At 47.1% G+C, this 19,487-nt stretch carries 15 protein-coding genes; 12 read left to right on the top strand and 3 right to left on the bottom strand.

Going from position 1 to position 19,487, the window contains the following annotated elements; genetic code table 11:
• The first annotated feature begins 41 nt into the window (after positions 1-41).
• The 10 genes from AOG36_RS03275 (at position 42) to AOG36_RS03315 (ending at position 13,616) form a co-directional block, all read left to right on the top strand.
• Positions 42-2,366, top strand: a complete 2,325-nt coding sequence (locus AOG36_RS03275) for a TonB-dependent receptor family protein (protein ID WP_015106427.1) — start codon at positions 42-44, stop codon at positions 2,364-2,366.
• An 89-nt stretch (positions 2,367-2,455) separates the two neighbouring features.
• Positions 2,456-2,707 carry an NAD(P)H-dependent oxidoreductase gene (locus AOG36_RS03280; protein WP_015106428.1) on the top strand — a complete coding sequence of 84 codons (252 nt, stop codon included), beginning with the start codon at positions 2,456-2,458 and terminating at the stop codon, positions 2,705-2,707.
• A gap of 337 nt (positions 2,708-3,044) precedes the next feature.
• Positions 3,045-5,114 carry a polysaccharide lyase family 8 super-sandwich domain-containing protein gene (locus tag AOG36_RS03285; RefSeq protein WP_015106430.1) on the top strand — a complete coding sequence of 690 codons (2,070 nt, stop codon included), beginning with the start codon at positions 3,045-3,047 and terminating at the stop codon, positions 5,112-5,114.
• A gap of 8 nt (positions 5,115-5,122) precedes the next feature.
• Positions 5,123-7,468, top strand: a complete 2,346-nt coding sequence (locus tag AOG36_RS03290; protein WP_015106431.1) for a VirB4 family type IV secretion/conjugal transfer ATPase — start codon at positions 5,123-5,125, stop codon at positions 7,466-7,468.
• 37 nt (positions 7,469-7,505) lie between these two features.
• Positions 7,506-8,495 (top strand): UDP-N-acetylglucosamine 4,6-dehydratase (inverting), encoded by a 990-nt coding sequence (gene pseB, locus AOG36_RS03295; RefSeq protein WP_015106432.1) that lies wholly within the window; start codon positions 7,506-7,508, stop codon positions 8,493-8,495.
• Positions 8,485-9,714 carry a bifunctional phosphopantothenoylcysteine decarboxylase/phosphopantothenate--cysteine ligase CoaBC gene (gene coaBC / locus AOG36_RS03300; protein ID WP_015106433.1) on the top strand — a complete coding sequence of 410 codons (1,230 nt, stop codon included), beginning with the start codon at positions 8,485-8,487 and terminating at the stop codon, positions 9,712-9,714. The genes pseB and coaBC overlap by 11 nt, the downstream gene beginning before the upstream one ends.
• A 92-nt stretch (positions 9,715-9,806) precedes the next feature.
• Positions 9,807-11,591 carry a DUF262 domain-containing protein gene (locus tag AOG36_RS03305; RefSeq protein ID WP_015106434.1) on the top strand — a complete coding sequence of 595 codons (1,785 nt, stop codon included), beginning with the start codon at positions 9,807-9,809 and terminating at the stop codon, positions 11,589-11,591.
• A 156-nt stretch (positions 11,592-11,747) separates the two neighbouring features.
• Entirely contained in the window at positions 11,748-12,110 is a 363-nt protein-coding gene (locus AOG36_RS09230; protein WP_053827790.1) for a hypothetical protein, read from the top strand.
• Positions 12,094-12,537: a type II restriction enzyme gene (locus AOG36_RS09235; RefSeq protein ID WP_015106436.1), complete on the top strand. Its 444-nt coding sequence runs from the start codon at positions 12,094-12,096 to the stop codon at positions 12,535-12,537. The genes AOG36_RS09230 and AOG36_RS09235 overlap by 17 nt, the downstream gene beginning before the upstream one ends.
• Positions 12,534-13,616, top strand: a complete 1,083-nt coding sequence (locus AOG36_RS03315; protein ID WP_231850683.1) for a site-specific DNA-methyltransferase — start codon at positions 12,534-12,536, stop codon at positions 13,614-13,616. The genes AOG36_RS09235 and AOG36_RS03315 overlap by 4 nt, the downstream gene beginning before the upstream one ends.
• Here the strand turns inward: AOG36_RS03315 and queF are convergent.
• Genes queF through AOG36_RS03330 form a run of 3 tightly spaced genes read right to left on the bottom strand, consistent with a single transcriptional unit; the run spans position 13,613 to position 17,048 of the window.
• Positions 13,613-14,053, bottom strand: coding sequence for a preQ(1) synthase (queF, locus tag AOG36_RS03320; protein WP_173380397.1), 441 nt, complete (start codon positions 14,051-14,053; stop codon positions 13,613-13,615). The genes AOG36_RS03315 and queF overlap by 4 nt on opposite strands.
• On the bottom strand, positions 14,046-16,790 hold the full coding sequence (ileS, locus tag AOG36_RS03325) for an isoleucine--tRNA ligase (protein ID WP_015106438.1): 2,745 nt from the start codon (positions 16,788-16,790) through the stop codon (positions 14,046-14,048). The genes queF and ileS overlap by 8 nt, the downstream gene beginning before the upstream one ends.
• Positions 16,791-16,799: 9 nt before the next feature.
• On the bottom strand, positions 16,800-17,048 hold the full coding sequence (locus AOG36_RS03330) for an RNA-binding S4 domain-containing protein (protein WP_015106439.1): 249 nt from the start codon (positions 17,046-17,048) through the stop codon (positions 16,800-16,802).
• 109 nt (positions 17,049-17,157) lie between these two features.
• Here AOG36_RS03330 and AOG36_RS08540 point away from each other — a divergent pair, with 109 nt between their 5' ends.
• Both AOG36_RS08540 and AOG36_RS03335 read left to right on the top strand, forming a co-directional pair.
• A complete protein-coding gene (locus AOG36_RS08540; protein WP_015106440.1) occupies positions 17,158-17,559 on the top strand; it encodes a hypothetical protein in 402 nt (133 codons plus the stop codon).
• Positions 17,520-19,112: a methyl-accepting chemotaxis protein gene (locus AOG36_RS03335; RefSeq protein ID WP_015106441.1), complete on the top strand. Its 1,593-nt coding sequence runs from the start codon at positions 17,520-17,522 to the stop codon at positions 19,110-19,112. The genes AOG36_RS08540 and AOG36_RS03335 overlap by 40 nt, the downstream gene beginning before the upstream one ends.
• Positions 19,113-19,487: the final 375 nt, after the last annotated feature.

The raw sequence follows: 19,487 nt of genomic DNA on the forward strand, positions 1-19,487 counted from the left end.
AATTATTTTTATAGAATAGCGCCTTTTAGCAAAGGATGATGATGTGTAGAAGCAGTTTTATTTTATTTGTGTGTGCGTGCGTGCCATTATGGGCGATCAAAACCCACCGCTTGCAAAGGGTAGAAACCACGGGTCGGGTTTTGAATGAGGAAGCTCCAAAAAGTTGGCGCAGTCCAGAAGTGAAAAATTATTTAGGCAGCCAAACGATCATCTCGCATAAACAGCTCACCCAACAGGCCAACCAAAGCATTGAAGAAGCCCTGCAAAATGTCCCCGGGGTGCATATTAGAAACGCTACGGGTGTGGGTGCTATGCCTAGTTTTTCGGTGCGCGGCTTTGGGGGCGGGGGGTCGGGGCACAGCAATACAGGGATGATTTTAGTCAATGGCATCCCCGTGTATGTTGCCCCCTATGCCGACATTGGCATGCCCATTTTCCCCGTAACTTTTCAATCGGTCGATCGCATCAGCGTGATTAAGGGCGGGGAGAGTGTGCAATACGGCCCTAATGCCTTTGGGGGCGTGATCAACATCATCACCAAGCCCATCCCCTATAAATGGCAAAACCAGGTGGCTGAGCGCATGACGGCGTGGGGGCGGGCGAGCAATGGCGGCTTTGTGGGGCCTGAGAGTAAAGGGCAACCTTTCATCAAAACCCTAGCCAACAACTTTTTATACAACACCTACCTCAAAAGCGGGGGCATGATCAACGAGCATTTTGGCGTGCAGGCACAGGCCAACTACATCACAGGGCAAGGCTTTAGGGCCAATAGCCCCACTAATATCCAAAACTATCTCTTAGATGCGCTTTATCAAATCAACGAAAACCATAAAATCACGGCTTACTACCAGTATTATAAATTTTTCCTCACCGACCCGGGGTCTTTGGGGGTGCAAGCTTACGACACCAACCGCTTCCAAAATAACCGCCCTAACAACGACAAAAGCGGGAAGGCCATGCGTTGGGGGGCAGTTTATCAAACCTTTTTTGGAGACACCTCTAAAGTGGGCGGAGATTTCACCCTCACCTACTATGGGCATGACATGAGTCGGGATTTCCAATTCGACTCGAATTTCTTAAATGTTAACACAAACCCCAACCTAGGCCCCGTTTACACCGACCAAAACTACAAGGGCTTTAGCATTGGCGATCACCCCCGCGATTATCTCATCAATGCCGTTGAGCCTAATGCCAACATTGTGTTCCACACCAAGCACATGAAGCACACGCTAAAAGTGGGCATGCGCTACATGAACAGCGACATGTGGTTTCGGTTTTTGCAAAACAAATGCCTTTCTGTCAATAATGGTACTTGCCAAATGTCGGGATTTTTATACGATAAAAAGGCCAGCCAAAATTTGGAAATGTTTAACAACTACATTGTGGGTTATGCCAGTTATAAAATGGAATTTTTTAAAGGCAAACTCACTTTAATCCCGGGGTTTCGCTACACTTTCTTGGACTACAAAAAAGTCTTGCCTGAAAATGTTAACCCCATCAATGGGGATTATAGCCTTTCTAAGAGCATTAAAAAGACAGACAACCAATACAGCCCTGCTTTCAATCTAGGCTATAAACCCTTAGAAAACTGGGTCATGTATTTTAATTACCGCCGCAGTTTTATCCCGCCTCAAGCCAAGTCGGTGAGCATTTTCTCCACCAATTACAACCAGATTTTTAACGAGTTTGAAGTGGGATCGCGTTATTTCTACAAAGACATCCTAAGCTTCAACGCAGATTATTTTGTGATCCTCGCGCACCACTATTACAGCGGGGGGTATGGGAGCAACAGCCTAGACATCAACGCCAAAAGTCAGGGTGTGGAGCTGGAACTCTACTACGCACCCATTAGAGGGCTACAAATGCACCTTGCCTACACCTACATAGACGCACGCATCACCAACAACGCACAGGACAACCCTAGCTATTTTGAGGGCATCGTCGATCACCCCTTTAACCTCAAAGGCAAGAGATTGCCCTATGTCAGCCCCAACCAATTCATCTTTGACATGAGCTACACCTATAAAAACACGACCTTTGGGCTTTCTAGCTATTTTTACAGCCGGTCTTATTCCTCCATTCTCAACCAAGCCACCCCCAAAACCGTTTGTTTCAACTTTGGCTACAGCATCGACGGGGCCACCTATGGCTGCAATAGCGTGGGGCTCTTGCCATGGTATTGGGTGTGGAATGTCCAGCTAAGCCAAGTGTTTTGGCAAAGTGGGCGGCACAAAATCACGGGCAGTTTGCAGGTGAATAATCTCTTTGGCATGAAGTATTATTTTAGGGGCATTGGCACTAGCCCCACAGGCAGAGAACCTGGTCCAGGACGATCTGTAACCGTGTATTTGAGCTATGAGTTTTAGGCACCCGTCCTAGGTTTCTTGGTAGAGCATGCATTTTATACTAAAAGCCCTTGCCTTTAACCGCCTTACTAAAAAACGAAAAGAACAAAATGGCTACTTTAGTTGTTTCAGCCCACCCCGATTTGCAAACATCGCGCATCAACAAGGCTTTAAAAGAGAGCATTGAGCACAAGGGCGTGGTGTTTAGCAAGCTTTACCAACAATATTCGGATTTTAAGATTGATATAACGGCTGAGCAGCAACTGCTCACACAAGCCACGCACATCGTTTTCTCATTTCCCATCTTTTGGTATTCCTGCTCTCCCTTGTTTAAAAAGTATTTGGACAATGTGCTTGCCTAAGAAAAAGTGCCAGCGTTTAATATACATGCGGTTATACATGAATGACATCACAATTTTAAAAATAAAGGAGAGGGCACCAAATGCTTCAGAGGCTTCTTTTGCCAAAACCGTAATAAATCCAGTTTTTGCGCAAAAGGGGCACAAAAAAGCCAAAAAATAAAGTCGTCCAACTAAAACCCACTTTGCAAATACAGCTTTCTCTAGCCTTGTTTCTCAACACAATTTTATTGGCCATCTACATTCCCTTATAAAAGATTTTATGTTGTGGCATGGGATGATTAACAACAAAATAGATTTATCTGTTATACTGCAAACTATTTTTTGGTGAAGGGTAATAATGAAACTAATCCCCTTTTTGCTTTGTTTATCCCTTTTGCAAGCTGTGCCATTAGACTTTGCTAAGTTGAGGGCCAATTATACACACACACTCTTAGAGGACAATGCACCCATGAAGGCAGAGCACCTACAATCTCTGCCTTTTGAGCCCAGTGGTAAGGAACTCTTGCGTCAGCTAAGGACTATTTTGGGGTTACTCAAAGCCCACGCCCTAAACAATGCCCCCTTAAATAAGGCGGAGATCATCAAAGCCCTACAAGACTTTAGCCAGTATTACGGCGTGGGGGGGCTAGAGCGGGGGAATTGGTGGCCCTATGAAATTGGCATCCCCAAAGCCCTCAATGCGATTTTAGCCCTAGCGCACTTCTTGCCAAAGAGCCTACAAACCACGCTTTTACAAGCCCAGGAATACTACCAGCCCAACCCCAAATACTCAGGTTTAAGTGCAGGGGCCAGGGCGAGCACGAACCCAGAGTCGCGCGAGAGCAAGGGGGCTAATCGGGTGGATACGGCGTTCATTAGCCTAGCTAGGGGGATATTAAAACACAATGAAAAGGAGGTGTTGCAGGCTATAGAAGCGGTCAAAAGCGCGTCTAAGATCGTTGCAAGCGGCAATGGCTTTTATGCGGACGGTTCGTTTATCCAGCACGAGCATGTCCCCTCTAATGGCTCGTATGGCTTGGTGCTTTTAAAGGGTTTGGCGCAATTTAAGGCGACTTTAGCCCACACCCCCCTAACTAAACAACGCCTCATAGACCCGGCTTTGTATGCCAGCGTGCTTAAAGGCTACCCCTATTTACTCATCCAAGGCGGGATCAACGCCTCGGTGTGTGGTCGTGGCATCAGCCGCGATCAAGAGAGCGACTTTACACGAGGCCAGATATTGTTAAAGGCACTGCAGGGCTTTAACAACCCCGCTTTAGCGGCGTTGATTAAAGGTGACACAAGCCACATCCCCCCCGTGCATGTCTTTGGAGCGATGGACCGCGCAGCACAGGTGGGTGCGCATGGGGGGCGAGTGGTGCTTGCCATGCACTCTAGCCGCATTGTGGATTATGAAACCATAAACGGGGAGAATTTAAAGGGCTTTGATACCTCCGATGGCATGACTTATATCTATGGCAGTCCTAGGGCATTTGTGGATTTTTGGCCGTTGGTGGATTTCACAAAGTTGCCCGGCACCACAGAGGTGCAAAATCAGGAGGTGGTGGTGTGGCGCAGAGGCTCTTTGGGCTTGAATGATTTTGCGGGGGGGGCGAGCGATGGGCGTTTTGGTTTTGTGGGGCTTGATTTACAAAAGCCAGAGTTTCGGGCGCAAAAATCCTATCTCTTTTTAGGCGATGAGGTGGTGGCACTAGGCAGCATTGTAGGCGACAAGCCCACCACCACCATTTTAGACAACCGCAAACTAAGCCCCGATACACAGGTTTTCATCAACAACGCCCCCTTCAGCCAGCAAGCCACTCTAGCGCATAAGGGCGATTTCATCAACTTTACCAACCCCAGCACCCACACCAACATAGGCTACATACTCTTAGAGGATGAAAACACTAAATTACAAGAAGTCGCTAGGAGCGGCAATTACAAAGCCATCGGGGGCAAGAGTTACAAAACTTTATCTGCCCCCTTTTTAGAGATGCAAATCCTGCACCCCTTAAAAGCCCGCTACGCTTATGTGATTTTGCCAAACTTTAGCCCCAAAGATGTGCAAAACTACTCCCTAGAGGATTTTAAAATCCTATCTCAAACCCCCGCCCTGCACGCCGTGTTTATCGCCTCTAAACGCCTCTTAGCCATCAATAAATACGCCCCCGGGTGGCAGAAACTGCAGGACTTGAAACTCAAAGACCCCCTTTCGCTCTTGCAGGTGCAACGCCCAAGTGGCTTGACCTTAAACATCGCCGACCCCACGCAAACCCTGCAAAAAACGACCATCATTTTAAAAGGGCACTACAAACTCGCCGCACCCAATACAAAAGTGCTCCTCAAAATTAAAGGCAACAGCACGCATCTGACTCTAACTCTGCCCCCACTTGGGGCAACTTTAGCCGTGGATTTAGCAACGCTCTAGGGTTTTCTTTGAAATTTGGCCTAGAGTTTTGGCGGCATAAAGCCCTAGACCTCTTGGCCGGCGCGTTGCCAAAAACCCACTCCATGGTGGAAGAGAACAACATTCTAGGGCTTTACAACGAACGCTTTTTATTCACCAAGAGCGAGCAGCTCGTGGGGCTCTTAAATATCAAGGGTTTAAGCGCAAATACACTCTTGCAAGAGGACTTGCAAACCCACTTTTCTAGCAAGCAGAACGCTCTAGAGCAGTTAGAGGGCGTGGTGCTTCGTATCCACACCAAGCGCGCCAAAGTCCAGCTAGAGCCCCCCAAAAAGCCCCCCAACCCCCAAGTGCAAGCCCTATTAGACTTATCCCAGCCCAAGGACTTATACGAGAACACCTACACGCTCATTTTTGAAACCACGCAAAACCCCCTAAAAGACTTCTTAGAGCAGAAAAAACTAGAACTCACCACCAGCGCACAGGCGCACCAGCATCTAGCCCAGCATTTGAGTGCATGCATGGAGCAAATGGCGCACGCTCTAAGTGCCTTTAAACCCACCCCTCTAAGTGCCAAAGAAGCCCTAAACTTTTACGCCACTTTCATCAACGGACACCCCACAAGCTTAAACCCCACACTAGGTTTTTTAGAAGACAGCTACATCGCCACGAACATCCACTTCAACAAAGACCACTACATCCAAGAGCACGCCACTCACACGACCTATAACCGCATTTTGGGCGTGAAAGCCTATGCAAGCAAGACTTTAAGCTCGCTCGCCCTACTCTCCTTGTTGCATCAAGAGCTCGCGTGTGAAGTGTTTTTAAGCCTTGAGCCCTTAAGCACCCAAGTGGCCCTAGCCTTCGTACAGGAGAAAATCCGCCTGAGTTTTGCCCGCCTTGTGCGCCAAGAACTACAAAGTTATTACGAGCAGATCCAAGCCAAACGCTTGCGCTTGCAAAAAGCCGCCTTGAATATCATTCTCAAAGCCCCCGATTTAAAGAGCCTAGATCACCATACCAAGGAAGTTCTAAGCGTACTCTCTAACGCCCGCTTGGTGGGGGTGGTGGAGACCTTGGGGCTAAGGCCGGCTTACTTTTCTTTATTTCCCGGGCGTTTGCATTTAAACCCCCGTTTGCGTTGCCAAAGTGCACAGGCCCTAGCCACGCTCATGCTCTTTGAAAAGCCAAATTGTGGCTTTAAAAGCAATCCGTGGGGCAACCAGCCCTTAAGCGTGTTTAAGAATTTAGACCACTCCCCCTATCTCTTCAACTTCCACAACCAAGAGAGCACCCCAAGCCCCACCAGCCCCCGCACCAACGGGCACACCATGATTATTGGGGCAACGGGGGCGGGCAAGACGACCTTAATGGGCTTTTTAATGGCAAATGCGCTCAAATACGACAAGCTGAATATCCTGGCCCTTGATCGCGCCTATGGGCTGTTTTCGTGTATTAATTACTTTGGCGGGGTGTATAACTCGGGCAAGGATTTTAAAATCAACCCCCTAACTTTAGAGCTCACGCCCAGCAACCAAGACTTTTTACACAGCTTTTACTCTAGCTTATGTCATCTCTCTTCTCACCCACAAAATAAGGAAGACATCCACGCCAGTCACGCCCTTTTAAAAGCCCTAAAAAGTCTGCATGCCACTTTGCCACAAAAGAGCTTTCATCTGCAAGATTTCAAAGAGGCCATCACGAATGCCCCCACTTTGCACCTAAGTCTAGAGCCCTACTTGCAAAATCCCCTTTTTAACGCCCTAGAAGACAGCCTAGAGTTTGACACCCCGCTAGTCGCCATCAACATGGATGCGATCAGTGCCAACCCTAAAGATTTAGGGCTTTTGGCGTACTACATTTTCTATAAAATCCTGCATAGAGCCCTAGAAAAGCAAGAGGGCTTTTTGCTCTTTGTGGATGAGTTTAAAAGCTACGCTGCCAATGAAACCATAAACACCCACATCAACACCTTGATCACCCAGGCTAGAAAGGCCAATGGGGTAGTGGTGCTCGCCTTGCAAGATACAAACCAGCTTGCTAGCATCCCCGAGGCAGCCAGCTTTGTTAAAAACATGGGAACTTTGATTTTCTACCCCCAAAAGCACTTAGACAGCACCCGTTTAAGCCAAGATTTAGGCATCCAGTTAAGCTACATGGAGGCGCATTTTTTAGAAAACACCCCCTTAAGCGCACAACAAGTTTTAGTCAAAAACATGGCAGAGGGCAGCTCGAACATCATCCATGTGGGTTTGCAGGGCTTGGGGGCGCATTTAAACATCTTCAACTCCAACGCCGCCCATGTCAAACGGCTACAAACCCTCATGCAAGCTTACCCAGAGACTTGGCGGGAAGTCTTGTTGCAAGAGGGCTAAAAGTTGCTAAAATAGGCATTTTGCAAAGGATTTTAGCGTGCAACTTTCAAATAAGAGCATTTTAATCACGGGTGGGACGGGTAGCTTTGGCAAAAAATGCGTCCAAACCCTGCTAGAGCAGCACCAGCCTAAAAAAATCATTGTTTATAGCCGCGATGAGCTGAAACAATGGGAAATGGCGCAGACTTATAACAGCCCGTGCATGCGCTATTTTATCGGGGATGTGCGGGATAAAGAGCGGCTTTTTAGTGCCCTGCAGGGGGTGGATATTTGTATCCACGCCGCCGCGCTCAAACAAGTCCCCACCGCTGAATACAACCCCCTAGAGTGCATAAAAACGAATATTTTAGGGGCGAGTGCTGTGATCGAGGCGTGCTTACAAGCCCAGGTGAGCCATGTGATTGCCCTTAGCACAGACAAGGCGAGCAACCCCATTAATCTTTACGGGGCGACTAAACTCTGCAGCGACAAGCTTTTCACCAGCGCGAACAACATGAAAGGCCAAGCGCGCACAAAATTTAGCGTGGTACGCTATGGCAATGTGGTGGGCTCTAGGGGCAGTGTCGTGCCCTTCTTTAAAGACCTTGCCATCAAAAATGCCCCCTTTATCCCTATCACGGACACGCGCATGACGCGCTTTTGGATCACTCTAGAAAAGGGCGTGGCGTTTGTGTTAAAAAGTTTGGAGCGCATGCACGGGGGTGAAATTTTTGTGCCTAAAATCCCTAGCATGGAGATTGTGCATTTAGCCAAAGCCCTAGCTCCCAATATCCCCTTAAAAACCATTGGTATTCGCCCGGGCGAGAAGTTGCATGAAGTGATGATCAGTGCCGACGACAAGGCCCTGGAGTTTGAGAGCTTTTATATCCTAGAGCCCACCATCATCTTCCAAACCCCCATCAACTACACAAAAACCCTGCTAGGCGAGCGCGGCACGCCCACTAAAGAGGGCTTTAGCTACAACAGTAAAGACAATCCCGAGCGGCTAAGCCCTGGCGCGCTTTTAGAGATGGTGCATGCCCTCTAGCCTAGATCAAATCCCCCTTTTAGAAAATAAAAATATTTTGCTCTTGGTGAGCGGGTCTATTGCCGCCTATAAAGCACTAGACTTGCTGCACCTGCTTAGAAAAATGGGCGCAAGCGTGCGCGTTGTCATGAGCCAAGGGGCGTGTAAGTTCGTGCAGCCCTTAAGCTTTGAGGCGTTGAGCCACTTTAAGGTGCTCATAGACCACAACGAAGAGTGGACCTTACTCGATCAAGATTGCGCTAATCACATCAGCTACGCACAAAGCGCGGATTTAATCTTGGTCGCACCAGCCAGCGCAAACACCCTAGCTAAATTAGCCCATGGACTTGCCGATAACGCCCTAAGTGCCACCTTTTTAGCTAGCCCTGCTCCCAAAGTCCTAGCCCCCGCCATGAACACGCAAATGTTTTTAGCTAAGCAGACACAGCGCAACTTAAAATGTCTAAAGGCACTGGGCTGCGAGGTGGTAGAGCCTAAAGACGGGCTGTTGGCATGCAACTCTGTGGGCGTGGGGGCACTAGCAGAGGTTAGCGAAATTGCCAGTACTTGTGCGCGCAAGTTGCTGGTTAACGATTTTTGGGCGGGTAAAAAGGCGGTGGTTACAGGCGGGGGCAGCATTGAAGCGATCGATTCTGTGCGCTGTGTGTCTAATTTTTCTAGTGGCTTGCAGGCGCATTATTTAGCATTAGCCCTGTGGCTTAAGGGGGCGCAAGTGGTGTTGATCTCTAGTAAAAATGCTTTAGAGTTGCCTAGCGGCGTAGAGCGTGTCAAGGTGCAAAGCGCCAACGACTACCTAGAGGCTTTAAAAACGCATGAAAACCCCAGCAACCCCCCCTTTTTATTCATGCTCGCCGCCATCAGCGACTACAAACCCAAAAACCGCCATGAGGGCAAACTCAAAAAGCAAGATTTAGGGGCGTTTTGGAGTGTGGAATGCGTGCAAAATGTGGATATTTTGCAAGAGCTAGGCGGGTTTTACAAGGTGGCCTTTAAGGCGGAGAGCGACACCAAGCACGCCCTAGAAAATGCCAAGAAACTTTTAGAACCCACACCACAAGGCAAGGGTTGTAAGCTCGTGTGTCTTAATGACACACGAGCGCTAGGCTCTGACACGAATCAGCTCACACTCTTAACCCCTAAGACAACCCACACCACTCCAAAGGGGCATAAACTCCAAGTGAGCTTTGAGGTTTTGGACTTTATTGAAAAAATGGGGTAGCTATATTTTTGAAGAGCGCGGGCTTTTTTGGTGTAGCCATTTGTTAGTTTTAAAATTGTATCTGTGGCGTGATCCAAAATTTAGGAGTAAACATGGCAGGTTTCCAATCCCCTGTTAGCATTAATGAGGCGATGCAAAAGATTAAGAGCAGAGAGTACCTGATCCCCGCATTCCAAAGGGAGTATGTTTGGGGACCTGAACAAGTGGCTAGATTATTTGACTCCTTAATGCGTGGTTACCCCATTAGCTCGATGCTCTTTTGGGAAGTCAAGGATGAGAGCAAGAAATCTTGGAAGTTTTATGATTTCTTGCAGTGTTTTAGGCAAAAGTTCAAGACCCATAACCAACATTTTGACACCGCAGGCTACAAGGATTTTTACGCCATTTTGGACGGGCAACAAAGGCTGACTTCTCTTTACTTGGGACTATTTGGGCGTTACGATATCCACAAACGCAATAAGAAATGGACAGATGAGGATCGGAATTTTTGGAACACCTATTTGTATTTTAATCTCACCCAAAGCAGACCCACACAACTTTCTGATGTGGGATATGAATTTTTGTGGTTCGAGCGCGACAAGACAGAAGCCATGTTTGTAGATGAACATGGGCAAAAATGGTTTAGATGCGGGGCAATCTATGATTTTAAAAGCGAAAATTCTAATAGTTTAGATAAAGTCCTTGATTTTGCAATAGAGCAAGGGTTTAATAAAGAGGAACGCAAACGGCTATTGGATTTCTTCACATTGATTTTTAACACGCCCGACCAATCTAAGATTAACTTTTATTTGGAGACAGAGCAAGACCCAGAAAAGGCGGTGAATATTTTTATCCGCATCAACTCTGGAGGAACAGCACTAGGATATGCTGACATTCTCTTCAGTGTTGCCGTTGCCAATTGGAAAGAGATTGATGCACGGACAGAAATTCATGATTTAGTGGATCAGATCAAGAATAAGGGTTTTGATGTCAGCAAGGATTTGATTTTAAAGGGTTTTTTATTTTTGTTCCACCACGACATCCGCTACCAGATCAAAAGTTTTGACAGCGGTTTTATCCAAGCGGTCGAGCAAAAGTGGAAAGCGATTAAAGTTGCCTTTTTGGAAACATTTGAGTTGCTTAGAAGCTTTGGCTTGAATGGGGCGACACTTGGGGCAAATAACCTAGCCTTGCCCCTTGTTTATTACATTTATCACCAAAATTTAAGTGGCCAGATTGTCCATACTATGGGCCAACAAGACAATAGGGTCCACATGAAAACTTGGATTTTGCGCGCCCTTGTGTTTAAACCTTTAGGGGCGAGCAGCGACACAACCTTATCCAACATGCGCAGGGCTTTCATCAAAGAATTTAATGCCCAAAGTCGTGTGTATTTTGACCAAGCAAACATGCCCTTCCCCCAAAAAGCAATCGAAATAGAAGGCAAATACCACCAAAAAGTGGATTTAGAGTTTTTAGAGGCCAATGTTTTGTTTGAGCGCACCAACACCTCTAGAGCTTTTGCTCTGCTCTCTTTGCTTTATCCTAATCTAGACTACAAGAACAACAATTTCCACAGGGACCATTTACACCCCCAAAAAGCCTATGAGAATTATAAAAAACTATCCCAACAGGCTCAAAGAGATTTTAAGCCCTTTGAAATTTACGACTCCCTTATTAATTTGCAAATGTTGGATGCGCATGAAAACGAGTCCAAAAATAACAAACCCTTGGCGCAATGGGTGGATGAAAATTGTGGACAAGACAAAGAAGGGTTTTTGCAAAAGCATTTGATCCCCGATACGGATTTATCGCTGGAGAATTTTGATAATTTTATAGAGCAAAGAAAAGTTCTTTTGGTGGATAAATTCATGGGTATCCTTAACGAAAAGGCATAAAGTGCCGCACAAAAACGAGGTGGTTTTTCCCCAAGCCACGCCATAGTATCTCTCTTTTGAATCCACCTAATCGGGGGTGGCGTGGTGCTTGTGCTCACCTAAAGCTAAGACACCTTGTGTATAATGCTCTCTTGTTTTGACGCATAAAGGGATTTCTTGCACCATTGGACACAAGAGAGCATTAAATTAGCCAATCAGTTTGACTATCTCGACCGTCTCTTTAAAATCTACACCATCTCGCCCAACGCCCGCCGGCTGTTAGACCTCCACACACTAGAGTACATCCGCCACATCTACCAAAACCCCAAACATGGGCAACTCTTGCAAGTTTTATTACAACAAGACATCTTCTCCTTAAAAGATTCTTATGTAGCTTATTTGAAGCGAGACCCCTCAGCTTTAAAGCGCAACCCCAAAACGGTGGCACGGCTTGAAAGCACGCTTTTGGCTATGGGATCAGAAAATATTTTATTGGAATTGACAAAGCCCATTGGAACCACAAATGGGGAGTTTCTTTAAAAATTGGGTGCAACAGAACTTCACCTACCCCATCACGGACGATCCACATGCCTTTTTAGCCTATAAGGGCACAACTCCTATGATTTTTAACGCCAGCGATCAAGCCATGCAAGACTTGGCTAAAAACCACTTTGGATACAGGCGTGATAAGGGGTTAGACTTCATCGCTAAATGCTCTCACAAAGTTGTTTTGGGTGAAGCAAAATTTTTAAGTGATTTTGGCGGACACCAAAACGCCCAATTTGCAGATGCGATCGCCACGCTTAAAAGTCCCCTAGACCCCACACCTTACCATGTCCAAATGATCGCCATTTTAGATGGCGTGGTCTATATCGATCGCCCCCACAAGATGATGGAAACTCTCAAAACGCTGCGGGAGATCATCTTATCGGCTATTTTTCTCCCCGATTTCTTGGCGACTTTATGAGCGTTGTTTTAGAATATCCCAATAAAAAGAGTTTGGCAACAATCGCCCAAATGGCACAAGAGATACAAGGTTGTTTAGAGAGTGTGTGTGCTTTTGGGGGCGTGCAACTCATCCATGGGGATAATTTTGAAGCGATGGCAAAACTGCTTAAAACCCACCAAGGGTGCATTGACCTCATCTACATCGATCCCCCCTACAACACATGCCAAAATTTCACCCACTCTAGCGAGCGCACCGCCACAATCAGCAAGAGTTTTAGCGATGAACTCGCTTATGGCGATTGGCTACCCCTCGCAGATTATTTAGAGTTCATGCGTGAAAGACTTTTTCTCATTTGGCAGTTGTTGAGCCCACAAGGCTCGCTGTATGTGCATACGGACATTAAAACCGGCCCCTATTTGCGCCTTTTACTCGATGAAATCTTTGGCAGAGACAATTTTTTAAATGAGATCAGCCGGGTGAAATCCAACCCCAAAAACTTTAAACGCAAAGCCTATGGCAACATGAAAGACATCATCTATTTTTACGCCAAGAAGAGGGGTAAGAATATCTTTAACGACATTCAAGAGCCCATAAAAGACATCCCCAAGAGGTTTAATAAGGTGGATACAGAGGGCAGACATTACACCACCATCCCCTGCCACGCGCCCGGGGAAACCAAAAACGGGGCGACCGGGGGTTTATGGCGGGGCAAGCTCCCCCCTAAAGGGCGGCACTGGCGCACACATCCGGATACTCTAGAAGAGCTGGATCGACAGGGGCATATCGAGTGGTCTAAAAACAACAACCCTCGCATTAAGCAATACTTTAGCGAACACAAGGGGCATAAAATCCAAGATATTTGGGAGTGTTTTAAGGACCCCCAACACCCCCTCTACCCCACCCAAAAAAACCAAGATATGCTTGATTTGATTGTGCGTCAATCCTCTTTACCCAACTCGGTTATTCTAGATTGTTTTTGTGGTTCAGGGGGATTTTTGCAAGCTGGCTTAGTGCATAAACGCCAAGTGATCGGCATAGACAACTCAGCAGTGGCGATCCAGCTCACCCAAAAAAGGCTCAAAGCCCTTCTATCCTAGTACTTCACAAGTCTTTGTCGTTTTAAATCCTCATACCCCGGTATGGCGTGATTGGCAAAGGGCTCGATGGCGATGCTCCCTCTTTTAGTGAATTTGGCTAAGACTTCTAGGTATTTGGGCTCAAGCAAGGCGACCAAGTCGTTTAAAATCTTACCCACGCAGTCCTCCCCAAACATGCCCTCATTGCGGAAGCTAAAGAGGTAGAGTTTTAAAGATTTGCTCTCCACCATTTTAGCCCCGGCAATGTAGTTAATGTAAATGGTGGCAAAGTCGGGCTGGGCGGTGATCGGGCAAAGACTGGTAAATTCCGCGCTCACGAGGCGGGTGAAAATGTCAAGGCTCGGGTGGGGGTTAGCAAACGCTTCCAAAAGTGTCGGGTCGTATTTGTCAATGTAGGGGGTTTTAGCCCCCAAATAATGCAAGTCATAGCTAGGCATGTTCTAGCACCTTCGCGCAACGATTACAGGGTTCTTGCGCGCTGTGACTGGTAAATTGCCAGCAGCGGGGGCATTTATGCGCTTTGGCTCTGTAAAGCGTGAAGGTAGGGGTGTCTAGTAGGGCGTTATCTTGCTTAGCACACACGCTAGAGACCATCAACCACTCGGTGTAATGCTTGAAATTGCCCGGCTCTTTTAGGTGGATTTCTAGCTCCAAAGAAGTTTTAACCTGCTTGTCTTTTTTAAGGCAGTCTAGGGCTTCGCTAAAAAGGGTGCGTAGGTGCAAGGGGGGTTTAAACTCTTCAAGCAGAGTTTCATTGGGGTGCAGGGTGGGCTGTTTTAAATCAAAGACGCTTGTGCCACTGAGTGCCACCTCTTTAAATAGAGGGCTGGCGTGGCTAAAAACCTCCTCAATGGTGTAGGTTAAAATGGGAGCTAATAAAAAACTGAGTTGGTGGGCTAAGTGCAACATTGCCGTTTGTATCCCCCGCCTTTTGGGGCTGTTTTTGGCATCACAATACAAGCTGTCCTTGCCAATGTCCATGTAAATACCACTCAGCTCATTGGCGATAAAGGCCAAGAGCTTTTGTAAGCCCTTGACAAAGTCGTAGGCTTGAAAATGCGTCTGTACTTGGCCAAACACCTGTGCGCTTTGGGCCAAAATCCACTCATCTAGGGGGTTTAGAAGGCTTAAACTCTCTAAATCCGCAATGTTGGCGAGCAAGAAGCGCAAGGTATTGCGGATTTTTTTGTAGCTGTCGGCGGTTTGTTTGAAGAAGGCATCGCTCACGCTCAGGTCGTTTTGGTAGTCGTTTAGCACCACCCATAGACGCAAAATGTCGCTGCCATAGGTGTTTAAGATATGCTCTAAAGAGATCACATTGCCCTTAGATTTGCTCATCTTATGCCCCTTCTCATCCACCGTGAAACCATGGGTCAACACTACTTTAAAAGGGGCCCTAGAGTGGGCCACACAGCTTAAGAGCAAAGAGCTTTGAAACCACCCGCGGTGTTGGTCGCTGCCCTCGAGCACAAGGTCGCTCGGATAAAGATTTAGGCGTTCCTCACACACCGCCTTAAAGGTGCTCCCGCTGTCAAACCACACATCTAAAATATGTGGGTTTTTCTCTAATTTAGGGGCGAGGTGCTTGAAATCTTGAGGCAATAAGTCGGCAATCTCGGCCTCCCACCACGCATTGCACCCCTTTTTGGTGAAAATATCCTTAATATGTTCGAGTATGGCAGGCTCAAATAAAGGCTCTTGGTTTTGTTTGTCCACAAAGAACGCCATCGGTACACCCCAACTGCGCTGCCGACTCACGCACCAATCGGGGCGTTGCTCGATCATTGCTCTTAGACGATTTTTGCCCTGTTTGGGATAGAACTCCACGCCCTCAATCGCCTCTAGGGCAACCTGTCTTAGAGTTTTTTTGCTCCCATCGGGCTGTAAAAAGGGCTCGTCCATCAAGATAAACCACTGCGTGGTAGCGCGGTATAAAATGGGCTCGTGGGTGCGCCAACAATGCGGGTAAGAGTGTGTGATCACGCTGTGGTGCAAGAGATTTTCACCCAAGAGCTCTAGAATTTTGGGCTGGATTTTAAGTACATGCGCACCTAAAAATTCCTTGGGTAAAAGCTTCTTCTCTAAAATTTCCTCATTGTAACACCCGAAGTCATCCACAGGCATGAGCACCTCTAGGCCATAATCCAGCCCTAGAAAATAGTCCTCTTCGCCATGACCTGGGGCGGTATGCACCGCTCCACTGCCTTCTTCCAAGCTCACATGCGCGCCGAGTACCACGAGCGAAGTACGCCCATTTAAGGGGTTTAGTGCCTCTTGTTTTTCTAAAAGGTTGCTCTCAAAACTGCCAACAATTGTGCCCTTTAAAATCCCTTTTTCTAAGAGTTTGGGGGCAAGCTCTAAAGCGACGATTTGTCCGGCTGAAGTGATGGCGTAGGTGGTTTTGGGCTTTAGGGCGATGGCGGTATTGGCAGGCAAGGTCCAGGGCGTGGTGGTCCAAATCACCAACGAAAAGTCCTTAGGGGTTTGCTCCACGCTAAAATGTGCCTCTTGGGCGAGCAGCTCGGCACTCTTTGGGTTTAAGTTGAAGGCGACAAAAATTGAATCGGATTGCTTGTCCTTATACTCCACTTCAGCCTCAGCAAGCGCACTTTGGCATGCCCAACTCCAATACACGGGCTTAAAGCGTTGTTTGAGTAAGCCCTTTTTTGCCACGATGCAAAGCATGTCATAAATGCTTGCCTCAAAGGTATGATCTAGGGTTTCATAAGGGTGGTGATAATCGCCCACCACGCCTAGTTGCAAGAACTCATCCCTTTGGATGTCTATGAATTGTTTTGCGTGTTCATAACAATGCTTGCGAAACTCTAGGATATTATCCTTATCTTTAAATTCTTTTTCTACTTGCTGCTCGATGGGCAGACCATGGCAGTCCCAACCGGGGGTGTAATCTATGGCATGGCCGGCGAAGTAGTGGTGCTTTACAACAACATCTTTAAGGATTTTATTTAGGGCATGCCCGATGTGTAAATGCCCGTTGGCATAGGGTGGGCCATCGTGCAGGTTAAAGCTTGCTTGCCCCTTGCGTTTGACTTGCATGTGGGCGTAAATACCCTCCTCCTGCCATTTAGCGTAAACCTTTGGGGCGTTTTGCCCTAAATTCGCGCGCATGGGGAAAGTGGTGGTGGGTAAAATCAAGGTGTCTTTATAATCCATTTCTTTTCTTTAATCCAAGGTTTTGATATATAGATGGCTTTGGGCTTTGGGGATGGTTTTGAGCGCGGGGATTGCCAAGACCTCGTATCGTTTGGTTTGCTCTAAGTAGGTGACGGTGATGATATCTCCGACCTTGATCTCTTTGCTCGGTTTGACTTTGAGCCCATTCAAGGCAACCACGCCCTCATTTAGCATGTCTAGCGCAACAGCGCGCCTCTTAGTGATGTTCGTGGCGTTTAAAAATTTATCAATACGCATCCTCCTATTCTAGCAGATTGTGGCTAAAAATGGGCTTTTATGCCCTTGCAAAGCGTCATACTTTTGAGGGCTTTATGGTAAAATGAGACAACTTATTAGGAGTACTTGCATGTTTTTTAAATGGACTTCTTCCAAAAGAGCCAAAGAAACAAGTCCCCAAAGCACCCAACTCACCCTACTCCTTGCAGATCTGCCTAAAGCCAAGTTGCAAGGTACCCTACTTTTAGTCTTTGTGCTCGCCACTTTGGATTTTAGTGCCATTGTGCGCACGATAGAGAGCCAATTTAGCCACATCCCCGTGCGCTTTGCCATCCAAACCGCCGGACAGGTTGGAGGTTCTAGCGCAGATTTTTACAACCTACAAAACTCTGAACGGATTTTATTGCACGCGCTGGGTAAGGATTTGTTTGAGAGTGTGGAGGTCTTTATGGTGGACACCCTTTGTGGTGACTTGCAAAAAGGCAAATTTCTATGGACTTGGCCAGCCGCAAGCAAAAACTTAAAGAGTTGATCGAAAAGCAGGTACGCCCTAAAATGCCCACCCGCCCTGCAGACACCTTCGTTTTAACCTACTTCCCAGGGCTGACCGCCTCGGAGAGTTTCTTTTTAGAGGCCTTTGTGAACGCTGATGTGCCTTTAACTAACCTCGTGGGTGGGAGTGCGGGGGGTAAACTGGACTTTAAAGAATCGTTCTTGGCCTTAAATGGCAAGGTGAGCACCAACGAGGCGGTGCTAATGTATTGCAAATTAGCACCGGGGTACAATTACGACATTTTCACCACACACAATTTTGAAAAAACCCAAACCTCTTTCTTGATCGGGGAGTGCAACCCCGAGCTGCGCACCGTTAAGTCATTTCTCATCAATAACCAACTCGTGAACGCAGTCGATGCTCTTTGTGCGCATTTCCACTGCACCCCAGAGAATCTATCCAAAAGCCTAGAAGGCTATACATTTGCAGTTGAAGTAGGTAAGCAACTTTACATCCGCTCTGTGGGACTTTTTAATCCAGATAAGAGCATTTTATTTTTCTGTAATCTGTACTTTGGTGAGACACTATACTTGGTGAAGGCCACAAACTTCATCAAAAACACCATGCAGAGCTATGAGCAATTCTCTCAGGGGCGCAAGGCGGTGGCGATTTTGGCCAATGACTGCGTTTTGAGGCGGGTTAATAACCAGCAGAGTTTGGCGCAATTTAGCGCGTTTGACACCTGCCCCATTAGCGGATTTTCTACCTTTGGGGAGGTGTCTAATAACTTGCACCAAAACCAAACCCTCACGGCATTGTGTATCTTTGAGGGCGCGCCTAGATCCACGACTTTTAAAGAGTTTTTCACCCACTTTAGGGGTACACTCAAATATTACGAGCAAATCAAGAGCAACCGCCAACAAAAGACCATTGCTATTAAAAACGCCTTGTTAGAGCAATACCAAGGCTATAACCAAATTGTGGGGGCAAACAACATCTACTTAAAAAACATCGCTACTAAAGCCACTGCCAACAACGAGTATGTCAACGCTGTACAGGAAGAAGCTAAAAAATTGCAAAACTCCATGGCGATGTTAAAAGAACTCTCCAACACGCTTTCGCTCACGGTGGGCACCATCGACCACAACATCCACGAGGTCTCTGAGGCACTTAAAAAAATCGATCGAGTGTCTTACCAAACTAATCTACTTGCCCTGAATGCCGCCATTGAAGCCACCCGGGCGGGGCAACACGGACGGGGCTTTGCCGTGGTGGCTGATGAAGTGGGCAACTTGGCCAATGGGGTGCAACAACGCTTGGAGGAAATCGGGGCGACCTTTGGCTCCATGAACGAGGCAGTCAAAAAGATCGATGGTTCGTCTAAGGCAGTGCTCAACTCAGCCAATGAAAACAACACGAGTTTAGATGCATTAGACAAAGTGATGGCGACCCTGCAAGAGCAGTCGCAAGAAATGGAGCAGATGGCCAAGGAAAGCTTACTGGATTTGGAGCATATCCAAGAACAAATCGAGGAGGTCAAGATCCACGTCAACACTAACCAAGAGCTCATCAGTAAACTGCAACTCTCCTAAGGAGGGTTGTTAATCCTCATAAACAAGTCCATGTGAGTCATGGCTTAGTTCTACTGCCGTATGAGCTACATAGAAATACAAAGAGTCTTATATAATTGGAAAAGCCCAAGTTAGCCAAAGAAGCCAAATAGGACACAACGAATTTCTGCAATGGAAATCTTTGGTGAACCTTCATCTGTTCGGTGGTGGCGATCAACCTAGACAAGAGCCTCTCGTTCTTGGGTGATCTCTACTTTGGCGAAACCTTGATCCTTGAACTGAAGAGTTTAACCAGACATTGAGGACGCGTCTAAGGCGGTTTCAAATTCTTCCAATGAAAACAGTACCAGCCTAGGCGCGTTGAGCCAAACCTAGATGTTAATCGCCTACAAGCAG

Origin of the sequence: Helicobacter heilmannii (assembly GCF_001283065.1) — a bacterium.
GTDB classification, from domain to species: Bacteria; Campylobacterota; Campylobacteria; order Campylobacterales; family Helicobacteraceae; genus Helicobacter; species Helicobacter heilmannii.

Coding starts and splice junctions, on each gene's coding strand:
- AOG36_RS03330 (WP_015106439.1), bottom strand. CDS start 17,048: ATGCGTATTGATAAATTTTTAAACGCCACGAACATCACTAAGAGGCGC.
- AOG36_RS03315 (WP_231850683.1), top strand. CDS start 12,534: ATGAGCGTTGTTTTAGAATATCCCAATAAAAAGAGTTTGGCAACAATC.
- AOG36_RS09235 (WP_015106436.1), top strand. CDS start 12,094: ATGGGGAGTTTCTTTAAAAATTGGGTGCAACAGAACTTCACCTACCCC.
- ileS (WP_015106438.1), bottom strand. CDS start 16,790: ATGGATTATAAAGACACCTTGATTTTACCCACCACCACTTTCCCCATG.
- AOG36_RS03285 (WP_015106430.1), top strand. CDS start 3,045: ATGAAACTAATCCCCTTTTTGCTTTGTTTATCCCTTTTGCAAGCTGTG.
- AOG36_RS03275 (WP_015106427.1), top strand. CDS start 42: ATGTGTAGAAGCAGTTTTATTTTATTTGTGTGTGCGTGCGTGCCATTA.
- coaBC (WP_015106433.1), top strand. CDS start 8,485: ATGCCCTCTAGCCTAGATCAAATCCCCCTTTTAGAAAATAAAAATATT.
- AOG36_RS03305 (WP_015106434.1), top strand. CDS start 9,807: ATGGCAGGTTTCCAATCCCCTGTTAGCATTAATGAGGCGATGCAAAAG.
- AOG36_RS08540 (WP_015106440.1), top strand. CDS start 17,158: ATGTTTTTTAAATGGACTTCTTCCAAAAGAGCCAAAGAAACAAGTCCC.
- AOG36_RS03335 (WP_015106441.1), top strand. CDS start 17,520: ATGGACTTGGCCAGCCGCAAGCAAAAACTTAAAGAGTTGATCGAAAAG.
- queF (WP_173380397.1), bottom strand. CDS start 14,053: ATGCCTAGCTATGACTTGCATTATTTGGGGGCTAAAACCCCCTACATT.
- AOG36_RS03280 (WP_015106428.1), top strand. CDS start 2,456: ATGGCTACTTTAGTTGTTTCAGCCCACCCCGATTTGCAAACATCGCGC.